The 16,274-nt window shown below is 39.6% G+C and carries 14 protein-coding genes and 1 pseudogene; all 15 read left to right on the forward strand.

Annotated elements, in window-relative coordinates; all coding sequences use genetic code 11:
* The first annotated feature begins 92 nt into the window (after positions 1-92).
* Positions 93-866: a TatD family hydrolase gene (locus STRIC_RS09040; RefSeq protein WP_040832441.1), complete on the forward strand. Its 774-nt coding sequence runs from the start codon at positions 93-95 to the stop codon at positions 864-866.
* Positions 838-1,431, forward strand: coding sequence for a ribonuclease M5 (gene rnmV / locus STRIC_RS09045; RefSeq protein WP_040832357.1), 594 nt, complete (start codon positions 838-840; stop codon positions 1,429-1,431). Before STRIC_RS09040 ends, rnmV begins: the two co-directional genes overlap by 29 nt.
* 30 nt (positions 1,432-1,461) lie before the next feature.
* Positions 1,462-2,334 carry a 16S rRNA (adenine(1518)-N(6)/adenine(1519)-N(6))-dimethyltransferase RsmA gene (gene rsmA / locus STRIC_RS09050; protein ID WP_008090228.1) on the forward strand — a complete coding sequence of 291 codons (873 nt, stop codon included), beginning with the start codon at positions 1,462-1,464 and terminating at the stop codon, positions 2,332-2,334.
* Between the two features lie 146 nt (positions 2,335-2,480).
* Positions 2,481-3,362, forward strand: coding sequence for a ribosome small subunit-dependent GTPase A (gene rsgA, locus STRIC_RS09055; RefSeq protein ID WP_008089844.1), 882 nt, complete (start codon positions 2,481-2,483; stop codon positions 3,360-3,362).
* A gap of 9 nt (positions 3,363-3,371) precedes the next feature.
* A complete protein-coding gene (rpe, locus tag STRIC_RS09060; protein ID WP_008089848.1) occupies positions 3,372-4,034 on the forward strand; it encodes a ribulose-phosphate 3-epimerase in 663 nt (220 codons plus the stop codon).
* Positions 4,027-4,659: a thiamine diphosphokinase gene (locus tag STRIC_RS09065; protein WP_008089743.1), complete on the forward strand. Its 633-nt coding sequence runs from the start codon at positions 4,027-4,029 to the stop codon at positions 4,657-4,659. Before rpe ends, STRIC_RS09065 begins: the two co-directional genes overlap by 8 nt.
* Position 4,660: 1 nt before the next feature.
* Positions 4,661-5,932, forward strand: a complete 1,272-nt coding sequence (rmuC, locus tag STRIC_RS09070) for a DNA recombination protein RmuC (RefSeq protein WP_008089610.1) — start codon at positions 4,661-4,663, stop codon at positions 5,930-5,932.
* Complete coding sequence (locus STRIC_RS09075) at positions 5,922-6,866, forward strand: 3'-5' exoribonuclease YhaM family protein (protein WP_008090023.1); 945 nt, start codon at positions 5,922-5,924, stop codon at positions 6,864-6,866. Before rmuC ends, STRIC_RS09075 begins: the two co-directional genes overlap by 11 nt.
* Positions 6,867-6,959: 93 nt before the next feature.
* The gene (purR, locus tag STRIC_RS09080) at positions 6,960-7,775 is read left to right on the forward strand and encodes a pur operon repressor (protein ID WP_008089887.1); all 816 of its coding nucleotides are present in this window, start codon (positions 6,960-6,962) and stop codon (positions 7,773-7,775) included.
* A 35-nt stretch (positions 7,776-7,810) separates the two neighbouring features.
* Entirely contained in the window at positions 7,811-10,468 is a 2,658-nt protein-coding gene (locus STRIC_RS09085; protein WP_008089962.1) for an SEC10/PgrA surface exclusion domain-containing protein, read from the forward strand.
* A gap of 188 nt (positions 10,469-10,656) precedes the next feature.
* Positions 10,657-11,070, forward strand: a complete 414-nt coding sequence (gene rpsL, locus STRIC_RS09090; RefSeq protein ID WP_008090075.1) for a 30S ribosomal protein S12 — start codon at positions 10,657-10,659, stop codon at positions 11,068-11,070.
* A 20-nt stretch (positions 11,071-11,090) separates the two neighbouring features.
* Entirely contained in the window at positions 11,091-11,561 is a 471-nt protein-coding gene (gene rpsG, locus STRIC_RS09095; RefSeq protein WP_008090222.1) for a 30S ribosomal protein S7, read from the forward strand.
* 160 nt (positions 11,562-11,721) lie between these two features.
* Positions 11,722-13,800, forward strand: a complete 2,079-nt coding sequence (gene fusA / locus STRIC_RS09100) for an elongation factor G (protein ID WP_008090094.1) — start codon at positions 11,722-11,724, stop codon at positions 13,798-13,800.
* A gap of 342 nt (positions 13,801-14,142) precedes the next feature.
* Positions 14,143-15,153 (forward strand): type I glyceraldehyde-3-phosphate dehydrogenase, encoded by a 1,011-nt coding sequence (gene gap / locus STRIC_RS09105; protein WP_008090210.1) that lies wholly within the window; start codon positions 14,143-14,145, stop codon positions 15,151-15,153.
* 170 nt (positions 15,154-15,323) lie between these two features.
* Positions 15,324-16,182 (forward strand): annotated as a pseudogene (locus tag STRIC_RS09110) (5'-nucleotidase, lipoprotein e(P4) family).
* Positions 16,183-16,274 lie beyond the last annotated feature (92 nt).

A 16,274-nucleotide genomic window follows, 5' to 3' on the forward strand; every position in this document is an offset into this window, starting at 1 on the left:
TCTGATGAGTATGGGTGAAGAAGGGGCTTAGATATGGTACAATAAAAAAGAGATGCCTCAGCTAGATGGAGGCAAAAAGGATAGAAAAAGAAATGAAACCTATATTTGATACACACACCCACTTAAATGTGGACACTTTTAAAGGAAAAGAAGAAGAGGAGCTGGCTTTAGCTAAAGAGATGGGCGTCGCTTACCACAATGTGGTTGGTTTTGACCAAGAAACCATTGACAGGGCCTTAGCTTTAGCAAACAAGTACCCAGAAGTCTATGCCACCATTGGTTGGCATCCAACAGAAGCTGGTTCCTACACGCCTGAAATTGAAGAAATGATTGTGGCCAACTTAAAGAATGAAAAGGTCATCGCCTTAGGTGAAATTGGACTGGACTATTATTGGATGGAAGACCCCAAAGAGATTCAAATTGAGGTTTTTAAACGTCAAATCCAATTGTCAAAAGATTATAATTTACCATTTGTGGTCCATACCCGTGATGCTTTAGAAGACACCTATGAAGTGATTAAAGAGGCTGGTGTTGGGCCCTGTGTTGGGATTATACATTCTTTCAGTGGAAGCTTAGAGGTGGCTCAAAAATTCATCGACCTGGGTATGCTGATTTCCTTCTCTGGAGTGGTTACTTTCAAAAAAGCAACCGACATTCAGGAAGCTGCGCAAGCCATTCCCCTAGATAAAATGCTGGTCGAAACCGATGCGCCATATCTTGCGCCTGTACCAAAACGTGGTCTTGAAAATAAGACAGCTTATACCCGCTATGTGGTGGATAAAATAGCAGAGCTTCGCGGTCTGACTTCAGAACAAATTGCGGAAGTAACGACGGCTAATGCCAAGAGGATTTTTAAGATTGACTAAAAAAATTAAGATTCAAGAAGTCATCGTCGTCGAAGGTAAGGATGATACTGCTAATCTCCGACGTTTCTATGAGGTTGACACCTATGAAACAAGAGGCTCAGCAATTAACGATGCTGACCTAGAGAGAATTGACCGCCTCAATCAGCTGCGTGGTGTCATTGTCTTTACAGATCCTGATTATAACGGCGAACGCATCCGAAAAATCATTATGCAGGCCGTGCCGACTGTTCGTCATGCCTTTCTAAACCGAGATGAGGCCGTACCTGGTTCCAAATCAAAAGGACGCTCACTAGGTATCGAACATGCCTCTTTTGAAGACTTGCAAAAAGCCTTATCCAAAGTAACCCAATCATACGACGACCAAAATGAGTTTGACATCACTAGAGAAGACTTAGTGAAATTAGGACTGCTCCTAGGTGGTGACAGTCGTAAACGTCGTGAATATTTGGGTGAAACACTTCGAATTGGCTATTGTAATGGTAAGCAGCTCCTCAAAAGATTGGAACTCTTTGGCATTACTCTAGCTCAAGTCAAGGATGCCATGGCTGATTATGACACACCCTAACGTAGAAAAACCATTTAGAAATGAGAAAATATGAGAATTGCTGATTATAGTGTGACCCGTTCAGTGCTCGAACGTCATGGCTTTACCTTTAAAAAATCCTTTGGTCAAAACTTTTTGACAGATACTAATATCCTTCAAAAAATTGTTGACACGGCAGAAATTGATAAGGGAGTCAATGTCATTGAGATTGGGCCAGGTATTGGTGCCTTGACAGAATTTTTAGCAGAGAATGCTGCAGAAGTCATGGCCTTTGAAATCGATGACCGTCTGGTACCTATCTTAGCGGATACCTTGCGTGATTTTGACAATGTTCAAATCATTAACCAAGATATCTTAAAAGCGGATTTACAAACACAGATTAAAGCCTTTAAAAATCCCGATTTACCTATCAAAGTGGTGGCCAACTTACCTTACTACATCACCACCCCTATTTTGATGCACTTAATTGAGAGCAAAATCCCGTTTCAAGAGTTTGTTGTTATGATGCAACGTGAGGTAGCAGACCGTATTTCAGCTGAGCCAAATACCAAAGTTTATGGCTCCTTATCCATTGCGGTGCAATATTACACGACGGCTAAGGTAGCCTTTATTGTCCCCAGAACCGTTTTTGTCCCTGCACCAAATGTCGATTCTGCTATTTTAAAAATGGTGCGCCGTGACCAACCCTTGATTTCCGTGCAAGATGAAAATTTCTTTTTCCGTGTCTCCAAGGTTGGTTTTGTTCATCGCCGTAAGACGCTTTGGAACAACTTGACTAGCCATTTTGGAAAAAGTGAGGATACTAAAGCTAAGCTAGAAAAAGGCCTTGCTTTGGCAGATATCAAGCCTTCTATTCGTGGAGAAGCCCTTTCCATTCAAGATTTTGGACGATTAGCTGATGCATTGAAAGAAGCTGGACTTTAAATAGTACATTAGTAACCCCTGTCAATGGCTGACCTTAGCCGACTGAGGGGGGCTTTTTTAGAAGAGAAGTTCTGGAGATAAAGTACTGAAGGGAAATAGATTTTTTGTTATAATGGAATTATTATAAGAAGAAAAAGGGAGCTCATTTGCAAGGTAAAATTATAAAATCTCTGGCTGGTTTTTATTATGTAGAGTCAGAAGGTCAAGTCTATCAAACGCGAGCGCGTGGGAATTTTAGGCAAAAAGGACAAAAACCTTATGTTGGAGATCTAGTTGATTTTTCGGCTGATGATCAGTCTGAAGGCTATATATTAGCCATTCACCAACGAAAAAATAGCTTGGTTCGGCCTCCTATTGTCAATATCGATCAGGCGGTGGTCATTATGTCTGTCAAAGAACCCGATTTTAATAGTAACCTTTTAGATCGATTTCTGATTTTATTAGAGCACAAGGGAATCCATCCGGTTATTTACATTTCCAAAATGGACCTGTTAAGGGATCCTGAAGAAGTGCAAGCTATTGCTGAAATTGGACGAAATTATAGAAAAATTGGCTATGATTTTGTTATGGATTTGGAAAGCTTCTTGCCGCTGTTAGCTGACAAAACCACTGTTTTTATGGGACAAACAGGGGTTGGGAAATCAACCTTGCTCAATCAAATAGCTCCGGATTTGGCTTTGGAAACGGGTGAAATCTCAGACAGTCTAGGCCGTGGTCGACACACGACTCGGGCAGTTAGTTTTTACAATACCCACGGTGGTAAAATCGCGGACACACCTGGATTTTCATCTCTTGATTATGAAATTGATAATGCAGAAGACCTTAATGAAGCCTTTCCTGATTTGCGTCATGTTAGTCATGACTGTAAATTCCGCTCTTGTACACATACCCATGAACCTCAATGTGCGGTTAAAGAAGCCGTTGATAAAGGTCTTATTTGGTCAGTTCGCTATCACAATTACCTTCAGTTTCTCAGTGAAATTGAAGATCGACGTGAAACATATAAAAAAGTTATTAAAAGAAAGTAGGTCTACTCCATGTCAACACTTAAAATTGCACCATCTATCCTAGCAGCAGACTATGCTAATTTTGCTTCGGAGCTTAAGCGCATTGAAGAAACAGATGCCGAGTATGTTCATATTGATATTATGGATGGTCAATTTGTCCCTAACATCAGCTTTGGTGCAGATGTTGTTGCTAGCATGCGAAAACACAGTAAACTTGTTTTTGACTGTCATTTAATGGTGGTTAATCCAGAGCGTTACATGGAAGCTTATGCTCAAGCAGGAGCAGATATTATGACCATTCATGTCGAAAGTACCCTACATAGTCATGGGGCTCTGCAAAAGATTAAAGGAGCAGGCATGAAGGCAGGTGTGGTCATTAATCCTGGAACGCCAGTGACTGCTATTGAGCCACTTTTAGAATTGGTGGATCAAGTCCTAATTATGACCGTTAATCCTGGTTTTGGAGGACAAGCCTTTATTCCAGAATGTTTGGATAAAGTAAGAGCTCTTGTTAAGATGCGCCAAGAAAAAGGTTTATCTTTTGATATTGAGGTAGATGGTGGTGTTGATGATAAAACCATTAAAGCTTGTTATCAAGCAGGAGCGAATGTTTTTGTTGCAGGTTCTTATCTCTTCAAAGCTACTGACTTGGTTAGTCAAGTTCAAACCTTGAGGACAGCTTTAAATGACTAAAGTAGCGATGTTTGCAGGTGGAGACCTGACCTACGTCAAAGATGATTTTGACCATTTTGTTGGAGTTGATAGAGGAAGTCTGTTTTTAGTCAAAAACGGACTTCCTTTGACAATAGCAGTAGGTGATTTTGACTCTGTAACAAGAGAAGAGTTATCGATGATTAAAGCGAAAGCTCAGCGTTTGGTGACTGCGGATCCTCAAAAAAATGATACTGATACCGAGTTAGCTTTAAAAGAGGTTTTCAAGCGTTTCCCCAAGGCCCAAGTGACTCTATTTGGTGCCTTTGGAGGTCGGATTGATCATTTTTTATCCAACATCTTTTTGCCTGGCGATCCAGAATTGGCTCCCTTTATGGCTCAGCTAACTCTAAGAGATGAGCAAAATAGTGTGACTTACAGACCTGCTGGTCATCATCAGATTATTCAAGAAGAAGGCATGACTTATGTGGCCTTTATGACAGATGGTAACGCTGAATTGGCCATCAGAGGGGCAAAGTTTGAGTTGACAAAGGATAACTTCTTTAAGAAAAAAATCTACTCCAGTAACGAATTCAAGAATCAACCCATTGAAGTGCATGTTCCAGAAGGTTATCTCATCATCGTCCAAAGTAAAGATCGGAGTTAAGATGGATATTATTCTATTAGCTTTAGTAATAGCAGTGCTAGCGGTTGCTCTTTTTTCTTATAGAAAAGTACAGGAGCTGCAAGGACACTTAAAAAAAGAGCTAGAAGATCATGCTGATCATTTATCGGATCAGCTATCTTATCAGTTAGATTTAGCGACTAAAAATCAAGTTCTTGATATGAGTCAGCTTATTAATCGTCAACAAACAGAACTCTTTCAGCAGCTGACAGAGATGCGTGAAGTGTTGCATCAGAGCTTGTCGGATAATCGTGACCGTTCTGACCAACGCCTTCAAACCATACAAGAGACCTTGAGTCAATCGGTCAAAACCATGCAAGAATCTAACGAAAAACGCTTAGAGGAAATGCGTCATACGGTTGAAGAAAAGCTAGAGCAGACCTTAAAAAATCGCCTCCAAGCTTCTTTTGAAACGGTGTCCAGACAGTTGGAAACCGTTAACCAAGGGCTAGGTGAAATGCGAACAGTTGCTCAAGATGTGGGAACCTTAAATAAAGTCTTATCCAATACCAAAACAAGGGGAATTCTTGGAGAACTACAATTGGGTCAAATTATCGAAGATATCATGACAAGTAGTCAGTATGAAAGAGAATTCCCAACAATTTCAGGTTCTAGTGAACGGGTGGAATACGCCATTAAACTACCAGGCAATGGCCAAGGGGACTATATCTACCTCCCTATTGACTCTAAGTTTCCTTTAGAGGATTATTACCGTTTAGAAGACGCTTATGAACTAGGCGATAAAAACGCTATTGAAAGCAGTCGGAAAGCCCTTTTAGTAGCTATCAAACGATTTGCTAAAGACATCAACAAGAAGTATCTCAATCCACCAGAAACCACTAATTTTGGTATTATGTTTTTACCAACCGAAGGCCTTTATTCAGAAGTGGTTAGAAACGCCAGTTTTTTTGATGCCCTTCGGCGAGAAGAAAATATTGTCGTAGCAGGACCTTCTACTCTATCAGCCTTGCTTAATTCTCTTTCGGTTGGCTTCAAAACCCTTAATGTTCAAAAAAATGCCGATGATATCAGCAAGATTTTGGGGAATGTGAAGGTAGAATTTGAAAAATTTGGCGGCTTATTGAGTAAAGCTCAAAAGCAAATCAATACGGCCAATAATACCCTGGAGCAGTTGCTCTCAACCCGTACAAATGCCATTGTTAGAGCCTTAAATACGGTTGAAAGTTATCAAGATCAATCCACCCAATCCTTATTAGATATGCCCTTATTAGAAGAGGAAGACCATGAAAATTAATCAAATGAAAAAAGACCAGCTTTTTGAAGGGTTTTACTTGATCAAATCAGCTGACGTCCGAAAAACACGAGCAGGTAAAGACTTTATTAACTTTACTTTTCAAGACGATACAGGAGAAATTTCAGGTAACCTGTGGGATGCCCAACCATACAATGTTGAAGAATACGTAGCTGGTAAAGTGGTCTTTATGAAAGGGCGACGCGAGGTCTATAATGGGACCCCTCAGGTTAATCAAATTACCCTAAGAAATGTTCGTCCTGGTGAGCCTAATGACCCTAAAGACTTTAAAGAAAAAGCCCCAGTTAGTGTGTCAGAGGTCCATGATTACCTTGATCAGATGCTCTTTAAAATTGAAAATGCCACATGGCAACGCATTGTCAGAGCCCTTTATCGCAAATTTGATAAAGAATTCTTTACTTATCCAGCTGCCAAAACCAATCATCATGCTTTTGAATCAGGTTTGGCTTACCATACAGCTACTATGGTGCGTTTGGCCGATACTATTGGTGACATCTATCCAGAACTCAATAAAAGCCTGCTCTTTGCAGGAATCATGCTTCATGACTTAGCTAAAGTACTTGAACTAACAGGACCTGACAATACTGAGTATACGGTGCGAGGCAACTTAATCGGCCATATTGCGCTAATCAACGAAGAAATTACCAAAGTATTGGCTGAGTTATCTATTGATGATACCAAAGAAGAGGTCATTGTTTTGCGTCACGTGATTTTGAGTCACCACGGTCAATTGGAGTATGGAAGTCCTGTTAGACCGCGCATTATGGAAGCTGAAATCATTCACATGATTGACAATATTGATGCTAATATGATGATGATGACAACAGCACTAAGTCGTGTCGGAGAAGGTGAAATGACTAACCGTATTTTTGCTATGGATAATCGTTCCTTCTACAAACCGAAATATGACGCTTAATCTGAAGAAAAATCGGACATTTCTTGTATGGAATGTTCGTTTTTTATTGACTTTATGATATAATAGTAGAAAGTACATAAAAATGGGGAAATTATGAAATTAAGACGAAGTGAACGTATGGTTGTTATCTCTAATTACTTGATTAACAATCCTTATAAATTGACCAGTTTAAATACCTTTGCAACCAAGTATGAAGCTGCCAAGTCTTCTATTTCTGAGGATATCGCAATCATCAAAAAAGCTTTCGAAGAAGCTAATATTGGTGACATCGATACGCTAACAGGAGCAAGTGGTGGTGTGATTTTTACACCTAGCATTTCTGAAGCAGAGGCACGTGCTATTGTAGAGGACCTATGTCAACGTCTTTCGGAAAATAACCGCATTTTACCAGGTGGCTATATCTACCTTTCAGATTTACTAAGTACACCAAAGATTTTACAAAATATCGGCCGTATTATCGCTAATGCCTTTAAAGGGCAAAAGATTGACGCTGTTATGACAGTCGCTACCAAGGGTGTTCCGCTAGCCAATGCGGTAGCTAACATCTTGAATGTTCCTTTTGTAATCGTGAGACGTGATTTAAAAATCACAGAAGGCTCAACAGTATCTGTCAACTATGCTAGTGCTTCAAGTGATCGTATCGAGAAGATGTTCTTATCAAAACGCAGTTTAAAACCCAATAGTCGTGTTTTGATTGTGGATGACTTCTTAAAAGGTGGAGGAACCATCACCGGTATGATTAGCTTATTAGCAGAATTTGATAGTACCTTGGTTGGTGTTGCTGTCTTTGCAGAAAATGCTCAATCTCAAAGAGATCAAATGGCTTTTAAATCACTCTTAAAAGTTTCAGAAATTGATGTTAAAAATAACAATGTCGTCGTTGAACTGGGAAATATTTTCGATAAATAATAACCAATATCATTACAGTTAGAAAAGGAGTAAGCATGGAATTAGAAAATCCAAAGTCAAGTCACGTCAAAAATAAGATCGCTTTAACGTCGACAATCGCCCTACTAAGCGCAAGCGTGGGGGTATCTCATCAAGTCAAAGCAGATGACGTCAAAACAAATGATACACAGGCTACAAATGCAAATGATGATAATCTCATCAAACCAGAAACTTTGGATGAAGCCTTAGCAGCTGTTGAAAATGTTGATCGTCAAATTGGTCAACAAAAAAGAGAATTAAAATATGTTGATTCAGAAATTGCACATGCAGAATCAGAAGTTGCCTTACTAGAAACGTTGAAAAACAATGAAACGGCTACAGTTGACAATACTGAAAAAGCCCTTCAATCAGTTGTCACAGTTAGTGATGAGGAATTGGCGACGCAAAGAGATAAAACTCAAGCTTCCCTTACCTCAACAACGAATCAGCTAGTTCAATCTCAAGCAGAGCTAACAACAGAAGAAAGTAATCGTCTTGCGCAAGAAGAGCGTGTAGCAAGTGAAGCTGCCCAAGCTAGTCAATTAGCTAAAGAATTGTCGGCTGTTGACCAGAAAGTGGCTAGCTTAAATGATATGATTAGCCAGCCTGAGGCAGTTACTTCTCAAGCTAACGAAGCTAGTCATGCTGTCAAATCCTTAGCTCAAGACCTTGAAAAAGCTAAGTCAGACTTAGCTACAATCGAAGAAACCACAAAGTCGTTGTTGCAGCAGGACTTGTTGAGTAATGAAGCAGCCTTACGTGAAAAAGAAGTTGAATTAAGTAAACTAGTAGCTAATCAGCCAAGTCGTCAAGTAAATGTTTCAGGCAGTAACGTCATGAAGGTTCCAGAAGGTTATCCTTTTGAAGAAATCAAAAAACTGACAGCTAGTGGTTACATTGGTACCGCTAATTACAACCGTTACTACTATGACAATGCAGAGACTATCATCACTAAAGCAACTCCAGGTCATCATATTAACAACTATGTTGATATTCCAAGTGATTTGGATCGGATAGTTGACCCTGATAATCTTAGCCCAGAAATCCAAAATGAATTAGGACAATTCGCTGCGGATCTTATTAACTCTGTTCGTCAACAACTAGGCTTAGTTCCAGTTATTGTTACAGAAGGCTCTCAAGAATTTGCCCGCCTTTTGACAAAAGAATATAAAAAGACACATGGTGATTTTCGTCCGTCATTTATCTATGGTCAACCAGGCCGTAATGGTCATTATGGAGTAGGTCCTCATGACAAGACCATTATTGAAGCCTCTGCAGCAGCTGTAGGACTTCGTCCTAACGATGACAACATGTATGAAAATGTTGGTTATTTCAACGATATTCACACGGTAAATGGTATCAAGCGAGGTATTTTTGACAGTATTCGCTACATGCTCTTTACAGATAACTTGCACGGCAATGTGTATGGACATGCGGTCAACCTCTTAAGGGTTGATAAAACCAATCCAAATGCACCGATTTATCTAGGTTTTTCAACGAGTAATGTGCAATCAATGAATGAGCACTTTGTGATTTTCCCAGAATCTAATATTCTTGATGCTAATCGTTTTAGCAAAACACCAATTGCCAAAACAAGCCAACTTGTCAATGATTCGGCAAGAACACAGCTCTTGAAAAGTAATATCGCGACCATTAAAGCGAGAATGGTTAACTTACAGTCACGCTTATCTCATCTGTCATCAGAAGCATCAATTAAGTCAATTCAAGCAAAAGTTGATGCCTTGCAAGAAAAGTTAGCGCTTAGCCAAGAAAAATCAAGCCAACTCAATAAACGTGTGGAAGGGTTATCAGATTCTAAAGGAGCCTTACGCACTCAACTGCTAAAAGCTAAAGAAGAACAAGTAGCTTTGCAAGGAAAACTTGATAAAGCACTAGCAACATTAGCTTCTTCAAAAGTAGCGTTGCATCATTTAGAGTCAGATCTTGCTAAGAAAGTTGATAAGATGGCTAGTCTAAAAACAAGAAAAGCCCACTTAGAGACCTTGCTTGAATTAACGACAAGTTCAAGCGGTAAAGTAAAACTTCATCAAAAATTAAATAAAATGAAACTAGCTTTACGTTTGACAAGCGCTCAATTAATCACTGCTAAAGATAACCTACAAAAGTTACAAGATCATAAGGCTGATTTACAGTCATCCATTGCAACAGCTGAGCAACGATTAACCTTGCTTCATTCCTTAGCGCAAAACAATCAATTCCGACCTTTTGGTGTCTTGCGCAACAACCTCTTTCCATTTGCAGAACCAAGAATGCTAAAAGCATCTTCACAAGAAGAAAGTGAGTTTGAAGCGATTCCTACTGAAGAAACTGAAGAAGTCCTCAGTACCGAAACTCTTAAGAAGATTGCCAGACAAGTGACTAAGCGTTCTTTTAGTCGTACGGCACAACTGGTTGCTGAAAGCACAGGTCTAGCAGCAGGTGCTATGGTTGAACAAGCCAGTGATATCTTAGCAGCGAAAGCTAATACGTCACAAGCTTCAGCTACTAACCCAATGGCTCCAGCCGCAAGCACTTCTTATGGCGCAGGCTCTTCAACAACAAGCAATATGACATCCGATCCAAAAGAAAGCACGGAACGTGCTTTGAAAGCGGGAGTCGTTATGTTAGCTGCGGTCGGTTTGACTGGAGCAAAATTAAAAAAAGATAGTGAATAATACTCTAAAAGAGTAAAAACAGTTTGACATCAAGTACCGTCTATGTTATTATATTAGACGGTACTTTTTACTTTTGGTCTCTCAAAAGTGTACAGAGACGTGCTGACAATTGTTGCAAAAAGTGCACCGGATATAGGCTGTCACCAAGTGCTATATCAACCAAAAATAAAAAACACAGGAGAATGTAGATGCCTACAATTAACCAGTTGGTACGTAAACCACGTAAATCTAAAATTGAAAAATCAGATTCACCAGCTTTGAACATTGGTTACAACAGTCACAAAAAAGTTCAAACTAAAATTGCTGCGCCACAAAAACGTGGAGTTGCAACTCGTGTTGGAACAATGACACCTAAAAAACCTAACTCAGCCCTTCGTAAATTCGCTCGTGTACGTTTGAGCAACCTTATTGAAGTTACAGCTTACATCCCAGGTATCGGACACAACTTGCAAGAGCACAGTGTTGTTCTTATCCGTGGTGGACGTGTAAAAGACCTTCCAGGGGTACGTTACCATATCGTTCGTGGAGCACTTGATACTGCAGGTGTTGCTGACCGTAAACAAGGCCGTTCTAAATACGGTGCTAAACGTCCTAAAGGATAATAGAAGGGGGATAAGAAAAAATGAGTCGTAAAAATCAAGCGCCTAAACGCGAAGTATTACCAGATCCATTGTATAACTCAAAAATCGTAACACGTCTTATCAACCGTGTTATGCTTGATGGTAAACGTGGTACAGCAGCTACTATCGTTTACGATGCTTTCACTGCTATCAAAGAAGCAACAGGAAATGACGCTCTTGAAGTATTTGAAACAGCTATGGACAACATCATGCCTGTACTTGAAGTACGTGCACGCCGTGTTGGTGGTTCTAACTACCAAGTCCCAGTTGAAGTTCGTCCAGAACGTCGTATAACTCTAGGACTTCGTTGGTTGGTAAATGCATCACGTGCTCGTGGTGAACACACTATGAAAGATCGTCTTGCTAAAGAAATCATGGATGCTGCAAACAACACTGGTGCATCAGTTAAGAAACGTGAAGATACTCACAAAATGGCTGAAGCTAACCGTGCCTTTGCTCACTTCCGTTGGTAAGATCAACCATTGGCTAACTTTAGTGCCTTTGCCTTTAAAAGGTTGGCTTTCTAAAGGAACCATTTAAAAACGAACATTTATCAAACGGGTAGGTCCTGCCTATCCGTTTTTTATAAATAATGCTATAATAAAGAGTAAACTAAAAAAATAGGAGAAACACATGGCTCGCGAATTTTCACTTGCAAAAACTCGTAATATCGGTATCATGGCTCACGTCGATGCTGGTAAAACAACTACAACAGAGCGTATCCTTTACTACACTGGTAAAATTCATAAAATCGGTGAAACACACGAAGGTGCATCACAAATGGACTGGATGGAGCAAGAGCAAGAACGTGGTATAACTATCACATCTGCTGCGACAACTGCACAATGGGATGGACATCGTGTTAACATCATCGACACACCAGGACACGTGGACTTCACCATCGAAGTACAACGTTCCCTACGTGTTCTTGACGGTGCGGTAACCGTTCTTGACTCACAATCAGGTGTTGAGCCTCAAACTGAAACAGTTTGGCGTCAAGCAACTGAATACGGTGTTCCACGTATCGTATTTGCTAACAAAATGGATAAAATTGGTGCTGACTTCCTTTACTCAGTACAAACACTTCATGACCGTCTTCAAGCAAATGCTCATCCAATTCAATTGCCAATCGGTGCTGAAGATGACTTCCGTGGTATCATTGACTTGATCAAGATGAAAGCAGAAATCTATACTAACGACCTTGGTACAGGTATTCTTGAAGAAGATATTCCAGAAGAATACTTAGAACAAGCACAAGAATACCGTGAAAAATTAATCGAAGCAGTTGCTGAAACTGATGAAGAATTAATGATGAAATACCTTGAAGGTGAAGAAATCACTAACGACGAATTGATCGCAGGTATTCGCCAAGCAACAATCAATGTTGAATTCTTCCCAGTACTTTGTGGTTCTGCCTTCAAAAACAAAGGTGTTCAATTGATGCTTGATGCGGTTATCGCATACCTTCCAAGCCCACTTGATATCCCTGCTATCAAAGGTATCAACCCAGATACAGATGCAGAAGAAGAGCGTCCAGCTTCTGACGAAGAGCCATTTGCTGCCCTTGCCTTCAAGATCATGACTGACCCATTCGTAGGTCGTTTGACATTCTTCCGTGTTTACTCAGGTGTTCTTAATAGCGGTTCTTACGTTATGAATACATCAAAAGGTAAACGTGAGCGTATCGGACGTATCCTTCAAATGCACGCAAACAGCCGTCAAGAAATCGAAACAGTTTATGCTGGTGATATCGCTGCCGCTGTTGGTTTGAAAGACACTACAACTGGTGATTCATTGACTGATGAAAAAGCAAAAGTTATTCTTGAGTCAATCGAAGTTCCAGAACCAGTTATCCAATTGATGGTTGAGCCAAAATCTAAAGCTGACCAAGATAAGATGGGTGTTGCCCTTCAAAAACTTGCTGAAGAAGATCCAACTTTCCGTGTTGAAACAAACGTTGAAACTGGTGAAACAGTTATCGCTGGTATGGGTGAGCTTCACCTTGACGTTCTTGTTGACCGTATGCGTCGTGAGTTCAAAGTTGAAGCAAACGTAGGTGCTCCTCAAGTATCTTACCGTGAAACATTCCGTGCTTCTACTCAAGCTCGTGGATTCTTCAAACGCCAATCTGGTGGTAAAGGTCAATTCGGTGATGTTTGGATTGAATTTACACCAAATGAAGAAGGTAAAGGATTTGAGTTTGAAAATGCTATCGTTGGTGGTGTGGTTCCTCGTGAATTCATCCCAGCTGTAGAAAAAGGACTTGTTGAGTCTATGGCAAACGGTGTTCTTGCAGGTTACCCAATGGTTGACGTTAAAGCTAAGCTTTACGATGGATCATACCATGATGTTGACTCATCTGAAACTGCCTTCAAGATTGCAGCATCTCTTGCTCTTAAAGAAGCAGCTAAGTCAGCACAACCAGCTATCCTTGAGCCAATGATGCTTGTTACTATCACAGCACCTGAAGATAACTTAGGTGATGTTATGGGACACGTAACTGCTCGTCGTGGACGTGTAGATGGTATGGAAGCACACGGTAACAGCCAAATCGTTCGTGCTTACGTTCCACTTGCTGAAATGTTTGGTTACGCAACTGTTCTTCGTTCTGCTACTCAAGGACGTGGTACTTTCATGATGGTATTTGACCACTATGAAGATGTTCCTAAATCAGTTCAAGAAGAAATCATCAAGAAAAACAAAGGGGAATAATAATCCCAAAAAAAGAGCAGAGCTTATCTGCTCTTTTTTCTTGTTTTATAGAACAAAAAAAGATGTAAAAAACAAAAATGGGAGATAGAGACAGAAGAGAAGAAAGGGAATTTTTTAGCTTCATTAAAGGTTTTAGAATCTCTTTAAAGCCTCTGATTCCCTTGAAAATAAAGGGTTTGCTTTTATGAAAACAACGAATTTGTTTGCATTTTTTCTGAAATAGTTATATAATAGATTTGTTGAAGGGTTATTGCAAAGGACTGCAAGTTAATCTTTTCACAATGGGTAGGGAGTAATCCCTTTATAATAATTCTTTTGATTTTCATAAGGAGGAAATCACTAATGGTAGTTAAAGTTGGTATTAACGGTTTTGGTCGTATCGGACGTCTTGCGTTCCGTAGTATTCAAAATGTTGAAGGTGTTGAAGTAACTCGTATCAACGACCTTACAGATCCAAACATGCTTGCACACTTGTTGAAATACGATACAACTCAAGGTCGTTTTGACGGAACTGTTGAAGTTAAAGATGGTGGATTTGAAGTGAACGGAAACTTCATCAAAGTTTCTGCAGAACGTGATCCAGAAAACATTGACTGGGCAACTGACGGTGTAGAAATCGTTCTTGAAGCAACTGGTTTCTTCGCTAAAAAAGAAGCTGCTGAAAAACACTTACATGCAAACGGTGCTAAAAAAGTTGTTATCACTGCTCCTGGTGGAAACGATGTTAAAACAGTTGTATTTAACACTAACCATGATATCCTTGATGGATCTGAAACAGTTATCTCAGGTGCTTCATGTACTACAAACTGTTTAGCTCCTATGGCTAAAGCACTTCATGATTCATTTGGTATCCAAAAAGGTTTGATGACTACAATCCATGCTTACACTGGTGACCAAATGGTTCTTGACGGACCACACCGTGGTGGTGACCTTCGTCGTGCTCGTGCTGCAGCAGCAAACATTGTACCTAACTCAACTGGTGCTGCTAAAGCTATCGGACTTGTAATCCCTGAACTTAACGGTAAACTTGACGGTGCTGCACAACGTGTTCCTGTTCCAACTGGATCAGTAACTGAATTGGTAGTAACTCTTGATAAAAACGTTTCTGTAGAAGAAGTTAACGCTGCTATGAAAGCTGCTGCAAACGAAAGTTACGGATACACTGAAGATCCAATCGTTTCTTCAGATATCGTTGGTATTTCATACGGTTCATTGTTTGACGCAACTCAAACTAAAGTTATGGAAGTTGACGGATCACAATTAGTTAAAGTTGTTTCATGGTATGACAACGAAATGTCTTACACAGCACAACTTGTACGTACTCTTGAGTACTTTGCAAAAATTGCTAAATAATTCATTTTAGAAACCTAGTTAATCTAGGTTTCTTTTTTTTATTTTAGTCGACAAAAATTTTACCTTATCTAATTCTTTTCCTCTGGTTGACAATCTCTTCTTATGGTAATACAATGGAAGGTGGTTAAAAATTAACCATGCTTAAGAAAGTTTTCAAATAGGAGGATATTATGAAATCACAGAAGCTTCTTAGCCTTGTCTCACTTAGTGTGTCACTTGTATTGGTAACTGGATGTTCCGTCAAGGACAATAAAAAAGCGGTTGCTCCAAAGGAGCCTAAGAAAGAGCAAGTACTTCGTTTATCAAATGACCAATTGCGGTCTAAAGAAAATACCATGTCAGTGCTATGGTATCAACAGTCTGAAGAAGCAAAGGCTCTTTATTTACAAGGTTATCAAGTGGCCAAAGACCGTCTAGATAGTCTTTTGGCTAAACCAAGCGAAAAACCTTATTCTATTGTTCTAGATATTGACGAAACTGTTTTGGACAATAGTCCTTATCAGGCCAAAAATATCAAAGAAGGAACTGGTTTTTTCTCCAGAGTCATGGGATTTATGGGTTCAAGAAAAATCAGCAAAACCAGTAGCAGGAGCTAAAGATTTCTTACAATATGCTAATGATAAAGGGGTTCAAATCTACTATGTTTCTGACCGAACAACTAAGCAAGTAGACCCTACAATGGAAAATCTAGAAAAAGAAGGTATTCCTGTGCAAGGAAAAGAGCATTTCTTATTCTATGAAGATGGCATGACTTCTAAAGAGTCTCGTCGCCAAAAAGTTATGGAAACAACTAATTTAGCCCTATTATTTGGTGATAACTTAGTAGACTTTGCTGAATTCTCTAAGACATCAAAAGAAGACCGTCAAACACTGTTAGATCAACTTCACCAAGAATTTGGAAACAAGTTTATCATTTTCCCTAATCCAATGTATGGCTCATGGGAGAGTGCTGTATACAAAGGTGAAAAATTAGATGGCAAAGGGCAAGTTAAGGCTAGTGAGAAGGCTTTAGAAGCTTTTGGAAACTAAAGCAATTGTTTAAATCGAAAAAGTAAAAATGAGATTTCAGAATCTATGAAAATTTGTGAAATAATTATTTTATTGTTTTCATATTTTAACTT

This window comes from Streptococcus ictaluri 707-05 (assembly GCF_000188015.2).
Taxonomy (GTDB): Bacteria; Bacillota; Bacilli; order Lactobacillales; family Streptococcaceae; genus Streptococcus; species Streptococcus ictaluri.